Raw genomic sequence first — 20,656 nt, 5'->3', positions numbered from 1 at the left:
GTAGGGGCAAAAAAAAAGTGGCAAACCAACATCGCGCCGCTACAACCGTCTACCCTTGCTACCTTCCGGTCCTGGGGGAGTTCGACGGGAGCTGGCCGTGCCGATTTGCCGTTACAAAAGTACGAATAATTACTTCAAGTGCAAATCTCAAGTATAAAAAATATCGCTTTTCAAGCTGAATTCAACCGATCCTACTGATGGATAAGAGGTTAAATCATGATGTGTACTAATCCAGCCAAGAGCTCCAACGTAATTGCCTTTCGCCAGCACCAACTCAGTTATGAAATTGAGGAGTTTTGCTAATAGGTGCCCCACCATTCTTGGCTAAGGAGAGCAACCTGTAACTACTGTGGCTAAAGTACAAGTTCTATGGCTGCTGGTGTAGCGCGTACAGGTCGCGACCTGTACGCGCGAAGGTGTAAACCCACCCCTAGCCCCTCCCGAGAGGGGAATTTAAGCAGGCGATTACATCCCCCTGCCCCCTTCGAAGGGGGACTTGGTTCTCTCTCTTTTTTTGTCATCCTGAAAGGATCTTGGTAGCAGATAGCATAGGCTTAACCTCCTATCAACCAAGTTTCTTTACAGAATGACAGTAAATTTTCAGCACGTTTTCTAAGAATTTAACGGCCTTACCTTAGAAGAGGGACTTGGTTCAACCTCCGTCAGCGGTGGCTATCGAACTGTTCCCAGTCTTTCTGTGGGGGTAGGGGCCCTCGTATAAAGAGCGCCTTTGGAGTTTTTCCGGTGCCCGTAAGGGCATTGCGACGCAGGAGCAAAGGAAAAAGTCCCAGCGCGATGCGGGAAGACGAGCCCTCCCGGGCTAGAGGGCGCCAAGGCAGGAGGTGCAACTGTAGGTAAATAAGACTAAGGATCAGCAGCGGCTAGTAAGGATAGCTTGCTTTAGGCTGAGGGAAGCAGCGGCTAAAATACTAATGTAAAGGCATAAAAATATAGACTAAGTAGAAAGTATGGCTATAGTTGAGTTACAAACGCAACATCATTAAAAGACACGAGTTGCAAACTCGCGCCAGCGAGGGTCGGAAAACTTGCGCCAGAAGGGATTACCCTCTGCTGTTCCGGACTTCTTGTCCGGAACAGCAGAGGGTACAGACAACACTTATACTTATCAGCTCATTCACCACCTAAAATCAGCAATACATTTAAGCTATTAAGCGAGTAATCCTCAAAATTAATTGCCTTATACCCCCAAACTACCTTACCTTTGCACATGCCAGAAAAAATTCTCATCCTCGATTTTGGTTCGCAATACACCCAGCTAATTGCCAGAAGGGTACGCGAACTTAATGTTTACTGTGAGATTCACCCGTACAACCATGTACCGGAACTTACAGACGAAGTGAAAGGCGTGATTCTGTCGGGCAGCCCCTGCTCGGTACGCGACACCGAACATCCTACCATCAATCTAGATCAGTTCCTAGGTAAGCTCCCTGTTTTGGGCGTTTGCTACGGCGCGCAGCTGATTGCCCATGAGCACGGCGGCGAAGTGACGCCATCCACCATACGTGAGTATGGACGGGCACGCCTGAACGAACTGCACAACCACGACCGCCTGCTGAAAGAGCTGACGTTAGGATCGGTGGTCTGGATGTCGCATGGAGACACGATCAAGGAGATTCCGGACAATATAGAGGTGATCGCCAGCACCGAGAGTGTGCGTGTGGCCGCTTATAAGCTAAAGGACCAGGAGACTTACGGTATTCAGTTCCACCCGGAAGTTACGCATTCCGATGAAGGCAAAACCCTGCTGCGCAATTTTGTGGTGCACATATGCGGTTGCCAGCAAGACTGGACATCAGAGCAATTTATCGAAGCCACAGTAGCCGAATTAAAGACACAGATAGGTAACGACAAAGTAGTTTTGGGCCTTTCGGGTGGTGTAGACTCCAGCGTAGCTGCCATGCTGATCCATCAGGCCATCGGCAAAAACCTTTACTGTATATTTGTAGATAACGGCCTGCTGCGCAAAGACGAGTTCGAGACCGTGCTCGACTCTTATAAGCACATGGGCCTGAATGTGAAAGGTGTAGATGCAAAAGAGAAGTTCTACAGCGCCCTCGCGGGCCTGACTGATCCGGAGCAGAAGCGCAAGGCCATTGGCCGCGTGTTTATTGAGGTATTTGATGACGAAGCGCACCAGATTGAGGATGTGAAGTGGCTGGCGCAAGGCACTATTTACCCCGATGTGATCGAATCGGTAAGCGTTAAGGGACCATCTGCCACCATCAAGTCGCATCACAACGTGGGCGGTTTGCCAGACTTCATGAAACTGAAGGTGGTGGAGCCGCTTAAAACACTTTTCAAGGATGAAGTTCGTTTAGTAGGCAAGGCGCTGCATATCGACGATATCATTATCGGCCGCCACCCGTTCCCGGGCCCTGGCCTGGCCATCCGTATACTTGGCGACGTTACGCCGGAGAAAGTGCATGTGCTGCAGCAGGTAGACCATATCTTTATCAGCAACCTGAAAAAGTCGGGGCTGTACGACGAAGTATGGCAGGCCGGCGCTATACTTACACCGGTACAATCTGTGGGAGTAATGGGCGACGAGCGCACATATGAGAACGTAGTGGCCCTTCGCGCCGTGACCAGTGTGGATGGCATGACCGCCGATTGGAGCCGCCTCCCGTACGAGTTCCTCGCCGATGTCTCGAACGAGATCATCAATAAAGTAAAAGGTGTAAACCGCGTAGTATACGATATCAGCTCAAAACCACCGGCTACTATTGAGTGGGAATAAGTATAAATAAGTAAATTTTGGATGAGTGATTGAATGAATGAAGCTTTGCACCCATTCACTCAGTCACTCATTCGCTTATAAAAAAACTAACCTAAGTATGAACAGAAGCTTCTGTAAGAAATTAGCGAGCCTTGCATTGCTGAGCGCCTTGGCCCTCCCCGCTCAGGCACAGACCCAAGACCCGGCCACAACCTATAGCAATGGCAAAGTACTGCTGCAGCAGGAACGCTACGATATGGCTATGGCTGAACTGATGCCACTTACGCAGAAGGGCGGCACCTACGCTCCTGAGGCTTCTTATTTCTACGCACTGGCTGCCCTGAAAGCGAATAAACCTGATGAGGCCTACCAGATGCTGCTGCAGTTGCAGAACCAGCATCCTAACTGGGGCGGAATGGCAGATGCCGATTACCTGCTGGCCAATGTGCTTTTTGAACTGGGTGAGTACGAACGCGCCCTAAGCAAACTACAGGAACTGCAGGGTACTGCCCTTGCCAACGATGCTGAAGGCTTAAAGCGCTATTACCTGACCCGCCTGAACGACCGCCCAAAGTATGAGGCATTGATGCGCCGTTTAGGATCTGATAAAACGGTGGCACAGGTTTTCGCGGACAAGCTTGTAGGTGGGTGGTACCGCCCCGAAGACAAAAGAATACTGGAGAGCCTGGTGCAGGAGTTTAAACTGGACCGCAACCGCTACCTAAGTAAGAATGCGCTGAGTAGCCAGGGATATGATATAGCCTTGCTCCTTCCCTTCCAACTAAGTCAAAATTTCTCGACCACAGCTCGCAAAAGTCAGTTTGTGACGGATATGTATGCGGGCATGAAGCTGGCGCAGGACTCGCTGCTGCAACAGGGTATTAAGATAAACCTCTTCACATATGATACCGGCACGGATACCATGAGCGTAAAGCGGGTGCTGAAGGAGCCCGAAATGCAAAGTATGGATCTTATCATAGGCCCTGTTTACAAATCAACGGCAAGGGTGGCGGCCCGTTACGCGGCACAACACAACATAAATGTCATCAACCCGCTGTCTCAGGACCTGGAGATGGCAGCCGGTAACGCTAATGTTTTTCTATTCGAGTCTTCTGTGGCAACCCAGGCACGGCAGGCGGCTACCTACGCATACCAGAACTTCTCGCCAAAAACGGTAGCCATACTTTTTGAGAACGCGAAAGACGACACCACCTTCGCCTACCATTACCGCAAGCAGTTTCAGCAATTGGGTGGCAAGGTAAAGGTATATAAGAAATTCCGGCCAACCGAGGCTTCTGCTACGGCAGCCACGTTCCGGGAAATCAATTTAGATGGACTGGGCCACATGGCCGTTTTCTCGGATAAAATGACGGCCGCCATGAACGCGACCAGCCTGCTGCAGGGGAAGGCTCCGGAACTACCACTCGTTACGTACGAAAGCTGGCTGGACATCAACCAAATCACGCTGCAACAGCTGGATTACCTGCAGGCTTACTTTATCAGCCCGAAGCATGTAAACCAGCTGAACCCAGCCAACAAGCGCTTCCGGGAGAAGTATGTGAGCAAGTATAACTTGCCGCCTTCGCAATATGCCTACGCAGGTTTCGAGATGCTCTTTTACTTCGGGCAGTTACTGTATCAGTACGGTCCGCAGTTTAACGGTCAACTGACAGTAACAGGCATTCAACCTGGTGTATTCTATAGCGGGATCGGTTATACTGATCTGAGCCAGCGCAAGCAACTACAGCCAGACAACCAATATGTACCCATCCTAAAACTGGAGAACCTGGAGCTGACGGTAGTTAATCCATTGTTCTAATTAAAAGCAACACACAAGACTTTTTATACTTATGATACAAGCACCAAAAAGCAACGAGCTTTTCCTTCGCGCACAGAAAACGATTCCCGGAGGCGTAAACTCGCCGGTTCGTGCCTTCAGAGCCGTGGGCGGCAACCCGCGTTTCATGGTATCAGCCAAAGGCCCCTATATGTTTGACGAAGACGGCAATCGTTACATGGATCTGATAAACTCCTGGGGGCCGATGATCCTGGGCCATGCGGCAGAGGTGGTGAATGAAGCCGTGCAGAAAGCTATTCCAAACTCACTGTCGTTTGGGGCTCCTACGCGCAAGGAGATCGAGATAGCGGAACTTATCGTGAGCATGATGCCAAGTATAGAAAAGGTGCGTATGGTGAACTCCGGAACGGAGGCTACCATGTCGGCTGTACGTGTGGCGCGTGGCTACACTGGCCGCGATAAGCTCATCAAGTTCGAGGGCTGCTATCACGGTCACGGCGATTCTTTCCTGATCTCGGCTGGCAGCGGTGCTATTACCCTCGGAGTGCCAGACAGCCCAGGTGTAACCAAAGGCACCGCCAACGATACGCTCACGGCTCCCTACAATAACCTGGAGGCTGTACAGACACTGATAGATGCCAACAAAGGCCAGGTGGCCACCATTATACTGGAGCCAGTGGCTGGCAATATGGGGCTTGTAACGCCAGCAGAAGGATTCCTGCAAGGCCTCCGTGACTTGTGCGACAAAGAGGGCATCGTGTTGATCTTTGACGAGGTGATGACCGGCTTCAGACTATCAGCAGGTGGCGCGCAGCAGCTGTATGGGGTTACGCCAGACATGAGCACCATGGGCAAGATCATTGGCGGCGGCATGCCTGTTGGTGCCTATGGCGGCAAAAAAGAGATTATGGACTTTGTAGCGCCAGCCGGTCCAGTTTACCAGGCAGGAACCCTTTCTGGTAACCCGATAGCTATGGCGGCTGGTATGGCCATGCTTACCTACCTGCACGAGCACCCTGAAGTATACACGCAGCTGGAGCAGACGACATCTAAAATGGTAGCAGGTATGAAACAGAACTTGCAGAAGCTGGGGCTCAACTATACTTTAAACCAGGTCGGGTCTATGTTCAGCATTTTCTTTACAGATCAGCCTGTGTACGATTTTGATACGGCCAAGACCTCTGATACAGCGCAGTTTGGCCGCTATTTCAATGGCATGCTGCAGCGTGGCATTTACCTGGCGCCTTCCCAGTACGAATCGCTTTTTGTATCCACAGCTATAAATGATGAGTTGGTGGAGCAATACCTGCAGGCAAATTTCGAGGCCCTGAAGGAGTCGTTAAATTCCTAACACGTAAAAAACCCACAGTAAGCGGCAGTACTTGCAAAGGTGCTGCCGCTTTTGTTTTATTAAGTTTGAATCATAGAACGGTTCTCCTTACTTTTACAGTCCAAAATACCCACCCATATGATTTTATCAGATAAGCAGATACTGGAGGAGATGGAAAAAGGCACCATTCTGGTAGAGCCTTTTGACCGCGCCAGCCTAGGAACCAACTCCTATGACGTACGCCTGGGCCGCTATTTGGCCTTGTACAAAGATGAGGTGCTGGATGCCCGTAAACACAACGAGATAGAGACGTTTGAAATTCCGGAGGAAGGATACGTGCTGGAGCCGGGAAAACTATACCTGGGTGTGACCCTGGAGTATACAGAAACTCATGCGCACGTGCCTTTTCTGGAAGGCAAATCAAGTGTGGGCCGCCTCGGTATAGACATTCATGCTACCGCTGGTAAAGGCGATGTAGGCTTCTGCAACACCTGGACACTAGAGATATCTGTTTCGCAAAAGGTACGTGTATACTATGGCATGCCAATCGGCCAATTGATTTATTTTGAAGTGAAAGGCGGCATAGAGAACTATTATAACAAGAAGAAAAACGCTAAATATAATCACCGCACCATCACTCCTGTAGAATCTATGATGTGGATGAACGAATGGTAGCATAACTCATTGGAAATAAAGCCAAAAAGCCCGTTTAATTAAGTTTAAACGGGCTTTTTGGCATGGTATCTGCACTATATTAGGTAGAAAAATAATTACAATGGTCGGAATTTTTTATCCATTTTCATTCGTTGTAAGTATAATTAAGAACAAAGATAAAACTAAGAAAGGAAGATTATGAAAAAGCTATTGGTAATGATTTGCATGATGTTTGGGTGTGTTTTCGCAACGAAAGCTAACGGAGATAAGTCTTCGAAGGCAGTAGCTGCGGCCAGAGCAAACAACCTGTCTGATCAAATGATCAGGGGCTTGCGTCTGAATAACTTCCAGTCAAAGAAAGTTAGAGAAATTAACCTTCAGGTTGCTGAGCAAGTTACCGCTATCGAGCAGCAGCATGCAAATAATCAGAAAAAGATAGATGAGCTTTGCAAAAGCGTTTATGCCGAGCGCGACCAGTTTCTAGAAAACGTGCTTAGCACCGTGCAGTACAATGACTATTTCGGTGATAGAAAAGTATATAAAGCAGCTGACCAAAAGTTTGTTGCCTCACTTAACAACCAGAATAACGCTGGTAGCGTAGCCGTAGCCGATAACGCTACAGCAGACATAAACGTGAACTAATAAAAAACATCTTGCAAGCTTATCACTAGTATTCTAGTATAAAAACAGTTAAGCCGCCCCTGATCAGGGGCGGCTTAACTGTTTTTATACTTTTGGGCAACTATTGCTTGCCTTCCTTATCATTCTTCAGGCGGTCCTGCTCCACATGATCGGTCAGTTCCTGGCAAAGCGCGCGGATTTTCTGGGCCATTATCTGGTCGTTAGTGGCCGTGGCAATACTCTGTGCCATAGCACCCATTGTATCGATGTAAAAGTATTTCATTTCATCTACAGGCATGTCCTTTGTCCAAAGGTCAATCTTCATGGTACCGGCCTCATCGCGGTCCCAGAGGGAGATGTTTATGGCCTTGGCAAAGTGTATTTTATCACCCGCATCCGTCGCGCGCCAGCTAATGGCCTCCGGAATACGGTTATCGTCTAAAGCAATGCTAAAGTATATTTCTGACTTCTTCATGAGCTCAATTTTAAACTTTATTGTATAGTGTTCTCGTAATATGGGTATAAAATATGACAGCACAAAGTTAAGCGATGCGCCACGGAATTAAAACCCTCTTCATTTTTTTTACCATCCTCACCCTTATTGGATGTTCTAAGTTGCCTATAAGCTCTAAAAAAGGAAAGCTACACACGATAGCCTTCTATAATACAGAGAAGCTATTCGACACCAGGAACGATCCCAAAACCAGCGATGACGCCTTTACCCCTGACGGGGAAATGCAGTGGACGGAAGAGCGCTACCAGCTAAAGCTGAAGCAAATTGCCTCGGTTATAGCTGGCATTGGCGGCGAAAATGGCCCTGCTGTTGTTGGCTTAAGCGAAATTGAGAACCGACAGGTGCTGGATGACCTTTTGGAAACATCGCCACTCCGCAAGCTTGGCTACAATGTCATACACCAGGACATGGCTGATGAACAAGGCCTGGACATTGCGCTGCTTTACAAGCCTCGCGTGTTTAAGCCTTCCTCTACCCAATACATTAAGATAAACTTCAGAGAACGGAATTATACTTCCCGGGATATTTTACAGGTGAAAGGGGAGCTACAGGGAGAGTTGGTGACGATCTATGTGAACCACTGGCCACCCCGTAGCCGCTCGCGACGAGGAAGGCAGGATGAGAGCCGTTTACAGGCTGCCGCTGCTACCCTGCGTCAGGAAATTGACAAGCAGCAGAAGATAGACCCAAATGCAAAGATTATTGTAATGGGAGACTTTAACGCAGAGCCGCGCTCCAGTGTTGTGCAGCAGACGCTAAAAGCCACCGGACGCCCGAACCCAGCCTACAACGAGGAGCTTTTTAACACGCACTACCTGGATTACGTGAATGGCCTGGGCAGCTACCTGAGCCGTGGCGATTTCCAGATGCTGGACCAGGTGATGGTTTCCAAATCATTGATTGATCCAAAACAGGGGCTGGTGTACGTGAGGGGGTCCGCCAAAATCTATGACCCGGTTAACATCAAGTATACTTTAGGTAAATTTAAAGAAGCTCCTCGCAGCACCTACAGCGGCAATGTATACTTGGGAGGATATTCTGACCACTTCCCGGTGTTCATCCAGGTGCGGCGGGTAAAGTAATGCGATATTTGTAATACAAAAGAGTTTACAAGTATCTGCAAAGTATAAAAACAGAAAAGGCGAACCGTAATGGATCGCCTTTTCTGTTTCAATAAGTATAAATTTTAAACGTAGTTGTTCAGCATCACCGGCATCACCAGCATCAGCACATCCTCAGCCTCCTCGTTTACGATCGGCATCAGCAAACCAGCACGGTTTGGCGTAGACAGTTCAAACGTGATCTCGTCTGAATCGATGTTGTTGAGCATCTCCATCAGGAACTTGGCATTGAAGCCTATTTCCATGTCCTCACCGTCATACTGGCAAGTTAGGCGCTCATTCGCCTCGTTAGAGAAGTCCAGATCCTCGGCAGAAACCTGCAGCTCAGAGCCAGATAGTTTCAGGCGGATTTGATGCGTTGTTTTATTTGAGTAGATCGAGATACGCTTTACTGAGCTCAACAGGTCAGAGCGGTCGATCACCAGTTTATTCGGGTTCTGCACCGGAATCACGTTCTCATAATCCGGGTAACGCTCATCTATCAGGCGGCAGATCATCCGGATGTTGTCGAAGCTGAAGAAAGCGTTGGACTGGTTGAACTCCATTCGCACGGCTGTTGCCTCAGATGGCAGCGTAGTCTTCAGCAACGTAAAGGCCTTGCGCGGCACGATAATAGAAGCCTCCTGGGCTGTACCCACGTCCGTGCGGCGGTAACGCAGCAGGCGGTGTCCGTCTGTGGCTACGAAGGTCACGCTCTCATTGCGCAGCTGCACGAAAATACCCGTCATGGCCGGGCGAAGTTCGTCGTTGCTTACCGCGAAGATCGTCTTGTTAATGGCTCTTGCCAGCACGTTAGAAGGAATCTCAATGGAGTTGCCACCCTGTACCGAAGGCACGCGCGGGAAATCCGTAGCATTCTCACCAGATAGTTTATAACGGCCATTGGAAGAGCTGATCTCGATAGTATACGTCTCTTCGTCTATGGTGAAGGTTACTGGCTGGTCTGGCAGGTTCTTCAGGGTCTCCAGCAGGATTTTGGCAGGAGCGGCAATGCGGCCATTTTCCTTTGCCTCCACTGGCAGCTCCGTGATCATGGATGTTTCCAGGTCGCTGGCTGTGATAGTGAGCTTGCTGTTGTTTATCTCGAACAGGAAGTTCTCGAGGATGGGTACAACCGGGTTATTGGTTACCACACCATTTATGCTGGATAGCTGCTTCAGAAGAGCAGATGAAGAGACGATGAATTTCATTATGTATACCTATAATGTTATTTAGGCAAAGTTAAAAATATTTCGTTTTTCTCCTAAGCCTTTTGTCACTCCTTTTTCGGGGCAGACTGTGTTATAAGAAGATAATTTTAAAAGCGCTCATACTTACGCTTACGCAGATAATAGCGTACCACACCAAACAGCCCCAGCAGCACGATTGGCGCCACTAAATTGAGTAGTTGCCAGTAGGCTTTCTCCTCCCGCACCCGCACCCTGTCCAGCGGGCGCAGCGCAATTTCCTTGCTCCGTACATTGATCAGGCCTTCGGAATCCAGCAGGTAGTGCACCGTGTTCATGGCCAGCTCTTTGTTGGCAAAGGTCATGTTATTGTACCTGTCAAAACCGAGTTCGTAGGCTTGACCGGTTCGTGGGTTTACGTCGTTACGCACAAGATCCCCATCCGAGAACACGGCAATCTTCGTCTCCACGCCCTGCTCCTGCACCCTCGTGTTCTGTACTCCAGCGGGGGAGCGGCGGTTTCTGAAAAGTGAGGTAAATTTGCCTTCCAGCAAGTATCCTACTGGTTGCTGCCCCGCCTGGTACTGCTCTGGATTTACCTCCATGCGCGCCTCCTCCAGCGTCAGCGGCACAGGCGCATCCATAATGCGGGAGTAGGTAGAAGTATAAACCAGCGGCGTTTTTCGGACTCCATCAGCCTTCACGGTGTCCATGGTACTCACAAACTTGGTGTACACGGCATCCAGGTTTCGGGTGATGGGGTGCTTGCTGAAATTATTAAGTAGCGGGTAGAAACGCCAGTTCACCATCTCCGTCTGCGGCTTATCGCCCATGTAGCCTGTTACCAGAGGGATGAAACCGGAGTTCAGGTCCATGATCAGGTTCGGGTTGAGGCGTACGCCGTAGCGGAAAAACAGGTCATCCAGGTTCAGGTTGTACGGCATGGCAAAGGTCCCTCCTCCCCCAACGCTGTCCATGTTGGCGTTTATAGCATCCACGAATAACACTGCTTTGCCGCCTTTCATGATAAACTGGTCAATTTTATACTTGTCCGCCTCACTGAAAGGCTGTGTCGGTTTAGCAACAATTATCAGGTCAAGCTTCTCCAGTGAGGGCATTGGTAACTGAGACAGCTCGCCTCGGGCCACACGGTAGTATTCCCCAAGCGACCCTATCAGATCCGTAACCTGCTGTTGCTCCAGTTCACCATGGCCTTCAATATAGCCGATTATTTTGCTGCCCTGAGAAGCCAGCTTACGGATAGCCGCAGCCAATTCATACTCCACCCCCTCTACTGACTGGTTCAGGCGCTCATCCGAAGAGGCAGCCAGATTCCCTTTCAGCAGGTTTACAGCGGTTTCCTTGCCGTTATACTTTACCACTGCCCCCGGAAACACCAGGCGCTCCACCTGCTTGCCATCCTCGGTAGCACGTAAATTGGTAGGCATAATGCCTTTCTGGGCAAGCGAAGTATAAAACTCGTTGCGCTGCTGCTCATCCGTTATCTCTGTCGGGTCGATGAAGTTGTACCGCAGGTTGCCGCCGGCGTAAATCCGGAATTCATCCAGGGTCTCGCGTACCGATTGCTGCAAGCGCTTAAAGCCAGCCGGGAAATCGCCCTCCAGGTATACATCCACCACCACCTCGTTTTGCAGGTTGCCCAGCATCTGCTTCGTAACCGGAGCAATGGTGTAGCGCTTGTCCTCCGTCAGGTCCAGCCGGAAGAACAAGCTGGATGCCAGTACATTCAAAAGTATGATTCCGGCCACCCAGGCCAGGAACAGCATGATATCACTGCCGCGTCTGCTCTTGTTCTGCTCCGTTACCATTTTCTGCTCCTCAAGATAAGTTTAGTGGCCAGCACCATAATAGCAATCACGCTCAGAAAGTATAAAACATCCCGAGAATCGACCAGTCCTTTGCTAATGGCTGTGTAATGGTAAGAAATACCTAACTGGCTTATAAAATAGCTATAGCCGCCCCACACAGGTATGGAAGCAATGGAATCGAAGCCGGTGTAGATGATGAAGCACAGGAAAACCGCAATCACAAATGAGATGATCTGATTATCTGAGATAGCGGAGGCAAAAACACCAATGGCGGCAAACACACCCGCCAGAAAAATTAACCCTAAGTAGGAGCCGACCACGGCGGCAGAATCCACGTTACCCTGCGGATTGCCCAACTCATAGACAGAGTAGTAGTACAAGAGTGTAGGCAGCAGTGCAAACAGGGCCAGCAGCAGCGCCGCAAAATACTTCCCAAGTATAAGCCGCAAGTCGGTGATGGGTTTGGTGAGCAGCAGTTCTATGGTTCCCTCCCGTTTTTCCTCGGCAAAGGTGCGCATGGTGATGGCCGGTATCAGGAACAGGAAAACCCATGGTGCCATGTTAAAGAGCGTCTGCATGTCGGCGAAACCGTACTCCAGCACGCTACTCTCGGGGAATACCCACATAAACATGCCAATAGCCACCAGAAACACCGCGATCACGATATAGGCAATCATCGAGTTCAGGAAGCCGTTAAATTCTTTCTTTAAGATTGCGAACATTAATTAATGATTAATGACAAATGATTAATGAATAATTCATCAGATAAAGTTTACTCATTATTCATTCTTTGTGAGTTGCTGGAAAATTTGCTCGAGAGAGCTTTCCTCCTGTTTGAGGCCTACCAGCGGCCATTTGCGCTCGGCAGCGATGCGGAACACGTTAGAGCGCACGTCCGCCTCTTTGTTGGAGATGATGCGGTAAGTATGGTGCTGCGCCAACTCCACGCGCTGCACCCCAGGTATACGTTGCAGATCCTGCACTTCTACCGGAGCCTCAAACTCAACCAGTGTCACCTTCTCGTTTTGTCCTTCTGTTCGCAGGCTGGCCACATCGCTGTTGGCCACCAGTTTACCCCGGTTAATGATCACCACACGGTCGCAGATGGCAGTTACCTCCTGCATAATGTGGGTCGAGAAAATAACGGTTTTGTTCTGCCCGATCTGTTTTATAAGCGAGCGTATCTCCACGATCTGGTTTGGGTCGAGACCAGTGGTTGGCTCATCCAGGATCAGCACCTGAGGGTCGTGCACGAGCGCCTGCGCCAGTCCCACCCGTTGCCGGTAGCCTTTGGATAAGGCGCCTATCTTCTTGCCCTGCTCCAGCGTTAGCCCGCACAGCTCCACCATCTCCTGCACCCTCGCTTTGGCATACTTCCCCTTCAGGCCATAAACCGAGGCAACAAACTGAAGGTACTCGTGCACATACATATCCAGGTAAAGCGGGTTGTGCTCAGGCAAGTACCCCACGTTCCGGCGCACGGCAATGGAATCCTGAACAACATCATGGCCAGCCACCAGCACCGTACCCGATGTCGGGGGCAGATAACAGGTCGCAATTTTCATGGTCGTCGATTTCCCGGCGCCGTTTGGCCCCAGAAAACCAAGAATCTGCCCCTGCTCCACTGTAAACGAGATATCATCCACAGCGCGCTGCGCCCCATATATTTTCGTAAGGTTCTTTACTTCGACTGACAATTCAGTGGTATTTATACTTTGTGTTCCATCGGCCAACGATCATCCCGTAAGCCTGCAGCAAAATTACGATACAAATTTGGTATGGCGAATATCTTTTTAGCTATCCCCACTTTGTCGTTCCTCTATTTTCAGCGCTTACTTCTGGCGCTTACCCTTAGGCATAAGCGGACGCACCTCAATATCGACGTGGTGGTAATTGGGATGGGATTCCAGGGCATGCATGATTGTGGAGGCAATATCTTCCGGGCGCATCATGTTTTCATTCACCGTCACGCTCTCAATGTTATCGAAAAAGTTGGTTTGCACAGAGCCGGGGTAGATGCAGGTAACCTTTACGCCATATTCGCGCACCTCTTTGTAGAGTGAGTGGGAGATGCCACGCACGGCATGCTTGGTGCCGCAATAGCCGGACATCTGCTCAATGCCCGTCGTGCCGGCAATGGAGGAGATATTGATGATGTGGCCTTCTTCCAGCTCCTTCATGCCTGGCAGCACCAGGCGCGTGCAATAGAAGATCCCGTTCACGTTGGTCTCAAACATCTGGTGCCAGTCATCCAGACTCATGTCCTCTAAGAGCCCGGACAGGCCCAGACCGGCATTATTGATCAGCACCTGCACGTGTGTCCCTAAATGTGCAATGGTTTGGTCGAAAGCTGTTTGAACAGACTCGCTATAGCGTACATCACATTCAAAATAATGAAAGTTCTCATGCTGCAGGTCCGGTGCATTGCGCCCCCAGCCCGCCACGATAGCGCCTTTCTCCAGCAGCGACTTTACGGTAGCCAGGCCTATACCTTTGCTAACGCCGGTCACTACCGCTATTTTGCCTTCTAAGTTCATAGTTCTTTAAATTTAATGAATGAGGTAGCTAATTTTCAGATTTTACTTTCTGATTTTATATTTCTCTAACTTACAGATCCCCCAATTGAGGCCTTATCAGCAGTTCCTCTACCACACTGTTCTCTGATAAAGTATAAGCCCCCCAAACAGACATGGCTACGTCTTCAGCTTTCACAAAGCGCTCAGGCGGCAGGTCCACGCCGTCCCAACTGGCGGTGAGGGTGGCGCCCGGAAGTATAGCCGTTACGCGTACATTATGCTCCTTCAGCTCCTCCCGCAGCACTTTGCTCATGCCATACATAGCAAACTTAGAGATGCAATAAGAGCCTCCGTTAGTGTAAGCGGTTATACTTGCCGTGGAGCACATGTTAAAGATATGGCCGGACCGGCGGGCGATCATATCGTGCACAAAAGCCCGGGTCATGTAGTAGGCGCTGTACAGGTTGGTGTTGATCATGAACGGCAGCGCCTCCTCATCCTCCTCGGTGATCTTGCCCGGAATAAAAAGGCCGCTGTTGTTCACCAGCACATCGATCTGCACATTCAGTCCCTGCACATACTTTGCAAACTGCTTCAGGGAGTTACGGTCGCTAAGGTCGGCTTCGCGGTAGAACACCTTCGAGAAAGTATAGTTTCGCTCAATATCCAGCTTCAACTTTTGCAGGTCCTTTTCATTTCGGGAACAGGTGATGATGTGAAAACCCTCTTTTGCGAATTGCTCAATAATGGCTCTGCCGATGCCTTTTGTTCCTCCTGTAACCAAAATATATCGATGCATGATGTGCTCTGTATTGTATGTTTTCTAATTTTATCCGTAATATAGGTATTTAACACTATTTTTGCCTAAAAACGCGTAGTTTAACCTGTTTTACAAACCCTGAGCACCGCAAAATGTTGCAGAATTTCGGAAAGTACCTTCTGTTCATGAAGAGCCTCGTCTTCCGGGGAGAATCATTCAAGATCTTATTCAAACGCACTATAGATGAAGCCATACTTATCGGAATCAATTCTATTTTTATAGTTGCACTGGTATCTACGTTCATAGGCGCAGTGTCAACCGTGCAGGTGTCTTACAACATGGTAAACGCCCTGATTCCCCGTTCCACAATAGGTTTTATTGTACGGGAGATGGTGATATTGGAGCTTGCCCCTACCATTACATCTATCGTGCTGGCCGGCAAAGTGGGCTCAAGTATAGCTGGCGGACTGGGTACAATGCAGATAACCGAGCAGGTGGATGCGCTGGAGGTGATGGGCATCAATTCAACATCGTACCTGGTGCTGCCCAAGATTATTGCGGCCCTCTTTGTGTTCCCGATGCTGGTGATTATTGCCATGTTCCTAGGCTTGCTGGGCGGCTACCTGGCCGGCACCGTAACTGGGCAGCTCACAGCGCAGGAATACATCTCAGGCATCCGGATCGATTTCATCCCTTATAACGTCGTGTTCGCCCTTATTAAGTCCTTTATTTTTGCGTTCCTGATCTCTTCTATCTCCTCTTTCCGGGGATACTTTACCTCTGGTGGAGCCCTGGAAGTAGGCGCGGCCAGTACCTCTGCCGTTACACACAGCGTTATTGCAGTACTGATCGCGGACTTTATCAGTGCCCAATTGCTGCTCTAACAGCCGTATAATAAATGCGGCCTTATACTTTACTTACTTCTTACGGATTTCCCTTACATGATCGAAATACATAACATACATAAAAGCTTTAACGGCAAAACTGTACTGGATGGCATTAGTGGGGTGTTTCAGACCGGTAAGACAAACCTGCTGCTGGGCGCCAGCGGTACCGGAAAAAGCGTGCTGCTCAAGTGTATCGTCGGGCTGATAAAGCCCGACATAGGCAGCGTGACGTTCGATGGCACTTACTTCACCAACAATAAACTGGACATCCGCCAGGAAATACGTCGTAAAATAGGCATGCTTTTCCAGAGCTCTGCCCTATTCGACTCCATGACTGTGGAGGAAAACGTGGAGTTTCCGCTGAAGATGCTGACCGATATGCCAAAGGAAGAGCGCATAGACCGTGTGAATTTCTGCCTGCAGCGCGTCGGATTAGAAGGCACAAACAAGAAGATGCCCGCTGAGCTCAGTGGAGGTATGAAAAAACGAGTAGGTATTGCCCGCGCCATTGCCCCTAACTGTACTTACCTCTTCTGTGACGAGCCGAACTCGGGCCTGGACCCTCTCACCGCCCTCAAGATTGACAAGCTCATAAAAGAAATTACCGAGGAGTATAACATCACGACCATCGTGGTGACCCATGACATGAACTCCGTAATTGAGATCGGGGATAATATAATGTTCCTCTACGAAGGCAAAAAGCTATGGGAGGGCACCAGCGATAACATCCTCGACTCAGACGTACCGGAGCTGAACGAATTTATCTTTGCCAACCGCCTGATGCGTGACGCCAAGAAAGTAGAAGAAGACGAAGAAAAACAACATTTTAAATAAATGGTAGCCTAGTATAAGACTACAAATAAAAAGCTCCTCCTGCCAATGTTAGCAGGAGGAGCTTTTTTTATACTTGTAAGTATAATTTATACTTGTCAGGTGCAATTAAAGCACATACAGCATACCAGCTATCGTCGCCGTCATCATACAGGCAAGGGATGCACCAAGTAGGGCCAGGAAGCCAAGCTTAGAAAGGTTACCCTGCTGGTTTGGAGCCATACTTCCGATACCACCGATCTGAATAGCAATGGAGCTAAAGTTAGAGAAGCCCGCCAGCGCGTACGTAGACATTACCAGCGCTTTGTCGCCAAGTGTCCCGGCTGCCTTCATATTAGCCAGGTCCAGATAGGCTACAAACTCGTTTACGGCTGTTTTTTGTCCTAAAAGGCTACCCACCTGAAGGGTATCCTCCCAAGGCACGCCCATGATAAAGGCAAAAATCCTGAAAATCTGGCCAAGTATGTACTGGAACGAGAAACCGTCGAACTGGCCATTCGTGCTGGCCACTACAAATTCGTTCAGGCCAACCAAACTACCAATCTTAATCAGCACATAGTTCAGCAGCGCGATTACGGCAATAAAAGCAAGTAGCATACCGCCCACATTGGCAGCCAGTCTCAGGCCATCGGCGGCACCACGGCTCAGCGCATCCACCAGGTTTACCCCCAGCTGCTCTTCGTTCACCTCCAGCTCTGTGTTGATCTTCTCCGGCTCTGTTTCCGGTACCAGTATCTTAGCCAGTACAATACCGGCCGGGGCATTCATGATGGAGGCCGTCAGCAGGTGCGCCGCAAAGATGGCCTGCTGGTTAGGGTCATCGCCGCCCAGGAAAGCCACATAAGCCGCCAATACACCGCCAGCCAGTGTTGCCATACCGCCTGTCATCAGGCACATCAGCTCTGACCTGGTCATGCGGGAGATAAACGGGCGCACCAGTAACGGTGCCTCTGTCTGGCCCAGGAAAATGTTACCTGCCGCCGACAAACTCTCGGCACCAGACATACGCATGCCTTTGGACATAACCCAGGCTATACCGAACACGATCTTCTGAAGCACGCCCAGGTAGTATAATCCGGCCGAAACAGTAGAGAAAAAGATGATGGTAGGCAGTACCGAGAAGGCGAAGATAAAGCCAAGACCGCCGTTATTGGATGGGTTAGCCAGGTTACCGAAAAGAAACTGGGCACCGGACTGGGAGAAGCTAAGTAGTTTTACAAAAAGCCTGCTGACAAAGGCGAAGCCGTCTGCCACCAGGGGCACCTGCGTCACCAGCACACCGAAAAGTATCTGGAGGAAAAGGCCAAAGCCAACCAGTTTCCAGTCAATGGATTTCCTGTTTTTTGAGAAAAGAATAGCTATGCCTACTAAGACTAACAGGCCACCAGCACCCCGAAGAATATCGTACATTTATTGTTGGTTGAAAGACAAAATCGGCCAAAATTAAGCCGATTATCTTATAAAACAAAAAGGTTCGATGCCTTGGGGCACCGAACCTTCCGATTTTATACTTTAGTTTAAATCAGTTTCGCTTGTTTAGCTCATCTCGTATTTTGGCTGCCTTTTCGTAGTCCTCTTTTTCGAGGGCTTCGTTCAGCATCTTGTTCAGCTCATCTACAGAGGTTTGGTTCAACGACTCCTTAGATGCACTAGAGGTTGATCCCGAGGAACTGCTCTTAACAGCCATCTCCTCGTTTTCCTCCTCTTCTTCTTCCAGGTCGCTAAGTATAATGCCAGCCTCCGACAGCACGCTCTCAACCGTATAGATTGGCACCCCGAAGCGAAGGCCAATGGCAATGGCGTCTGAAGGGCGGGCATCCAACTCAAACTCCTTAGAGCCGTTGGTGCACACAATCTTAGAGTAAAACACTCCCTCCTTCAGGTCAGAGATCATGATCTCCGTTACGTGTACATCCATCTCCTCTGCAAACGACTTAAACAGGTCGTGCGTGAGCGGTCGGTTGGGGTTTATCTTCTCGATCTGTATAGCGATAGACTGGGCCTCAAACATGCCGATGATGATGGGCAGCCTTCTATTCCCCTCTCTCTCACCCAACACCAGGGCAAAAGACCCTGTCTGCGACTGGCTGGAGGAAAGGCCAAGTATCTCTAACTGAATTTTATCCACAGTATCTTTATCTAAAGTCTATTTGTCTAAAGCTTTTGCAGCTTCTATTAATTTAGGAACAACCTCAAAAGCATCCCCTACAATGCCATAATCAGCGGCTTTGAAGAACGGAGCTTCCGGATCCTTATTAATAACGACAATCACTTTAGAAGAGTTAACCCCCGCCAGGTGCTGAATGGCACCAGAAATACCGATAGCGATGTATAGGTTAGGGCTTACTGTGATACCAGTCTGGCCAACGTGCTCGTGGTGCGGTCTCCAGTCCATATCAGAAACCGGCTTAGAACAGGCTGTGGCTGCGCCCAGTGCTTTCGCCAGATCCTCCACCAGGTGCCAGTTCTCCGGGCCCTTCAGGCCACGACCGCCCGAAACAACGATCTCCGCCTCCGGTAGCAGCACGCCACCCTCTGTGTCCTGCATCACGGTATCTTTCGGAGCAGCGGCAAAGTCAGCATCGGTCAGATCAGCAGAAAGCTTCTCGATAGTTGCTGCGCTTCCAGCATTATGGGTAATCTCAACAGAGTTTTTCTTAACTGCGATGATCTTCACATCAGACGTAAGGGCCACATCGGCAAAAGCTTTACCGGAGAACACGCCACGTGTCACTGTGAAGGATCCACCATCCGTTTTAGGCAGAGAGGTTACGTTAGTAGCCAGTGAGCCTTGCAGACGAACCGCCAGTTTTGCACCTACGGCAGCGCCGATGTTGGAGTTAGAGAACACCAGTACTTTAGCGCTCTCCTGCTGTGCCGCCTTGGCTATTACTTTTACATAGGCATCTGCCACAAACTGCTTCAGGCGATCGTCGGCATCGTACAATACCTTGCTGATTCCCTGTTCGCCCAGTCTGGCCAGCGCCTCTTCGTGCACCTCGCCAATGGCAACGGCCGTAGCAGTGGTGCCCAGTTGCTGTGCCACCTGGCTACCGTAAGAGGCAGCCTCCAAAGAGGACTTCTTGATCTCTCCGTTAAGACCTTCTACAAATACTAATACAGACATAGTTATAGTACTTTAGCTTCGTTTCTCAATAATGTTATCAGTTCTCCGGCATTCTCCGGGTCAATCATCTTCACGCCGCCCTTTTTCTCAGGCTTACTGAAGTTCACGTACTCGGCCTTCGCCTCGGCGCCTACCGGCTCCTTCACAGCCAATGGTTTGGTACGGGCCGTCATGATGCCGCGCATGTTTGGGATACGGGGCTCAGACATAGGCTGCTGTGCACTGGCCACAAACGGCAGCTTCACCTCCACCACTTCTTTGCCACCCTCAATCTCGCGCTCCAGGCGGGCAGTGCTGTCATCTACCATATCCAGCTTAAAAGCCGGAACTACCGATGGAATACCCAGTATCTCGCCAACCATACCATGCACCTGCGAGCCATTGTAGTCAATAGACTCCTTGCCCATCAGGATCATGTCGTAGTTGTTTTCTTTGGCGATGGCAGCGATCTGCTGCGCCACGAAGAAAGCATCTACCGGTTTAGCGTTTACACGGATGGCATCATCTGCGCCAATGGCCAGTGCCTTGCGTATGTTTGGTTCGGCATCGGCCTCGCCTACGTTTAATACTGTAACGGTGCCGCCTTTCGCTTCTTTCAGCTCAATGGCTCTTGTCAGTGCGTATTCATCCCATGGGTTGATCACGAACTGTACACCGTTTTTGTCAAATTCTTTGTTATCAGCCGTAAAGTTTATCTTGGATGTAGTATCCGGTACGTTACTGATGCAAACTAATATTTTCATGGTTAGAAATGTTAGCTTTTTA

Annotated in this window: 19 protein-coding genes and 1 other RNA gene; 8 read left to right on the top strand and 12 right to left on the bottom strand. The window is 49.6% G+C overall.

Annotation, left to right across the window (positions count from 1 at the left end):
- Positions 1-14: 14 nt before the first annotated feature.
- Positions 15-112, bottom strand: an RNA gene (ffs, locus tag OO017_RS04000) — signal recognition particle sRNA small type.
- Between the two features lie 1,116 nt (positions 113-1,228).
- Here ffs and guaA point away from each other — a divergent pair.
- The 5 genes from guaA (at position 1,229) to OO017_RS03975 (ending at position 7,161) form a co-directional block, all read left to right on the top strand.
- On the top strand, positions 1,229-2,758 hold the full coding sequence (gene guaA, locus OO017_RS03995) for a glutamine-hydrolyzing GMP synthase (RefSeq protein WP_266051153.1): 1,530 nt from the start codon (positions 1,229-1,231) through the stop codon (positions 2,756-2,758).
- 97 nt (positions 2,759-2,855) lie between these two features.
- On the top strand, positions 2,856-4,556 hold the full coding sequence (locus tag OO017_RS03990) for an ABC transporter substrate-binding protein (protein ID WP_266051152.1): 1,701 nt from the start codon (positions 2,856-2,858) through the stop codon (positions 4,554-4,556).
- Between the two features lie 31 nt (positions 4,557-4,587).
- Positions 4,588-5,886 (top strand): glutamate-1-semialdehyde 2,1-aminomutase, encoded by a 1,299-nt coding sequence (gene hemL, locus OO017_RS03985; protein WP_266051151.1) that lies wholly within the window; start codon positions 4,588-4,590, stop codon positions 5,884-5,886.
- A gap of 117 nt (positions 5,887-6,003) precedes the next feature.
- Positions 6,004-6,540, top strand: coding sequence for a dCTP deaminase (gene dcd, locus OO017_RS03980; protein ID WP_266051150.1), 537 nt, complete (start codon positions 6,004-6,006; stop codon positions 6,538-6,540).
- A gap of 177 nt (positions 6,541-6,717) precedes the next feature.
- Entirely contained in the window at positions 6,718-7,161 is a 444-nt protein-coding gene (locus OO017_RS03975; RefSeq protein ID WP_266051149.1) for a DUF4890 domain-containing protein, read from the top strand.
- Positions 7,162-7,261: 100 nt separating this feature from the next.
- On the opposite strand, the gene gldC is transcribed toward OO017_RS03975, so the two are convergent.
- On the bottom strand, positions 7,262-7,615 hold the full coding sequence (gene gldC / locus OO017_RS03970) for a gliding motility protein GldC (RefSeq protein ID WP_266051148.1): 354 nt from the start codon (positions 7,613-7,615) through the stop codon (positions 7,262-7,264).
- A gap of 74 nt (positions 7,616-7,689) precedes the next feature.
- Between gldC and OO017_RS03965 the strand changes: the two genes are divergently transcribed.
- Complete coding sequence (locus OO017_RS03965; RefSeq protein ID WP_266051147.1) at positions 7,690-8,736, top strand: endonuclease/exonuclease/phosphatase family protein; 1,047 nt, start codon at positions 7,690-7,692, stop codon at positions 8,734-8,736.
- A 104-nt stretch (positions 8,737-8,840) separates the two neighbouring features.
- Here OO017_RS03965 and dnaN read toward each other — a convergent pair whose 3' ends face one another.
- From dnaN to OO017_RS03935, 6 genes are all read right to left on the bottom strand, one after another.
- Positions 8,841-9,965, bottom strand: coding sequence for a DNA polymerase III subunit beta (gene dnaN / locus OO017_RS03960; RefSeq protein WP_266051146.1), 1,125 nt, complete (start codon positions 9,963-9,965; stop codon positions 8,841-8,843).
- Between the two features lie 107 nt (positions 9,966-10,072).
- Positions 10,073-11,770: a gliding motility-associated ABC transporter substrate-binding protein GldG gene (gene gldG, locus OO017_RS03955; protein ID WP_266051145.1), complete on the bottom strand. Its 1,698-nt coding sequence runs from the start codon at positions 11,768-11,770 to the stop codon at positions 10,073-10,075.
- The gene (gene gldF / locus OO017_RS03950; protein ID WP_266051144.1) at positions 11,764-12,492 is read right to left on the bottom strand and encodes a gliding motility-associated ABC transporter permease subunit GldF; all 729 of its coding nucleotides are present in this window, start codon (positions 12,490-12,492) and stop codon (positions 11,764-11,766) included. Before gldF ends, gldG begins: the two co-directional genes overlap by 7 nt.
- 57 nt (positions 12,493-12,549) lie before the next feature.
- On the bottom strand, positions 12,550-13,467 hold the full coding sequence (gldA, locus tag OO017_RS03945) for a gliding motility-associated ABC transporter ATP-binding subunit GldA (protein ID WP_266051143.1): 918 nt from the start codon (positions 13,465-13,467) through the stop codon (positions 12,550-12,552).
- Between the two features lie 135 nt (positions 13,468-13,602).
- Positions 13,603-14,307 carry an SDR family oxidoreductase gene (locus tag OO017_RS03940; protein WP_266051142.1) on the bottom strand — a complete coding sequence of 235 codons (705 nt, stop codon included), beginning with the start codon at positions 14,305-14,307 and terminating at the stop codon, positions 13,603-13,605.
- Positions 14,308-14,377: 70 nt separating this feature from the next.
- On the bottom strand, positions 14,378-15,085 hold the full coding sequence (locus tag OO017_RS03935) for an SDR family oxidoreductase (protein ID WP_266051141.1): 708 nt from the start codon (positions 15,083-15,085) through the stop codon (positions 14,378-14,380).
- 113 nt (positions 15,086-15,198) lie between these two features.
- Here OO017_RS03935 and OO017_RS03930 point away from each other — a divergent pair, with 113 nt between their 5' ends.
- Both OO017_RS03930 and OO017_RS03925 read left to right on the top strand, forming a co-directional pair.
- A complete protein-coding gene (locus tag OO017_RS03930) occupies positions 15,199-15,930 on the top strand; it encodes an MlaE family ABC transporter permease (RefSeq protein WP_266051140.1) in 732 nt (243 codons plus the stop codon).
- Positions 15,931-15,987: 57 nt separating this feature from the next.
- Positions 15,988-16,767, top strand: coding sequence for an ABC transporter ATP-binding protein (locus OO017_RS03925; RefSeq protein ID WP_266051139.1), 780 nt, complete (start codon positions 15,988-15,990; stop codon positions 16,765-16,767).
- Positions 16,768-16,872: 105 nt separating this feature from the next.
- Here the strand turns inward: OO017_RS03925 and OO017_RS03920 are convergent, their stop codons facing one another.
- The 4 genes from OO017_RS03920 to OO017_RS03905 form a co-directional block, all read right to left on the bottom strand.
- Positions 16,873-18,174, bottom strand: a complete 1,302-nt coding sequence (locus tag OO017_RS03920) for a NupC/NupG family nucleoside CNT transporter (RefSeq protein WP_266051138.1) — start codon at positions 18,172-18,174, stop codon at positions 16,873-16,875.
- A gap of 112 nt (positions 18,175-18,286) precedes the next feature.
- Positions 18,287-18,892, bottom strand: a complete 606-nt coding sequence (locus OO017_RS03915; RefSeq protein ID WP_266051137.1) for a bifunctional nuclease family protein — start codon at positions 18,890-18,892, stop codon at positions 18,287-18,289.
- Between the two features lie 18 nt (positions 18,893-18,910).
- Complete coding sequence (locus OO017_RS03910; protein WP_266051136.1) at positions 18,911-19,891, bottom strand: electron transfer flavoprotein subunit alpha/FixB family protein; 981 nt, start codon at positions 19,889-19,891, stop codon at positions 18,911-18,913.
- A gap of 2 nt (positions 19,892-19,893) precedes the next feature.
- Positions 19,894-20,634 (bottom strand): electron transfer flavoprotein subunit beta/FixA family protein, encoded by a 741-nt coding sequence (locus OO017_RS03905; RefSeq protein ID WP_266051135.1) that lies wholly within the window; start codon positions 20,632-20,634, stop codon positions 19,894-19,896.
- Positions 20,635-20,656: the final 22 nt, after the last annotated feature.

Source organism: Pontibacter anaerobius, from assembly GCF_026241195.1.
Taxonomy (GTDB): domain Bacteria; phylum Bacteroidota; class Bacteroidia; order Cytophagales; family Hymenobacteraceae; genus Pontibacter; species Pontibacter anaerobius.
This window is presented reverse-complemented; position numbering and strand designations above follow the sequence as displayed.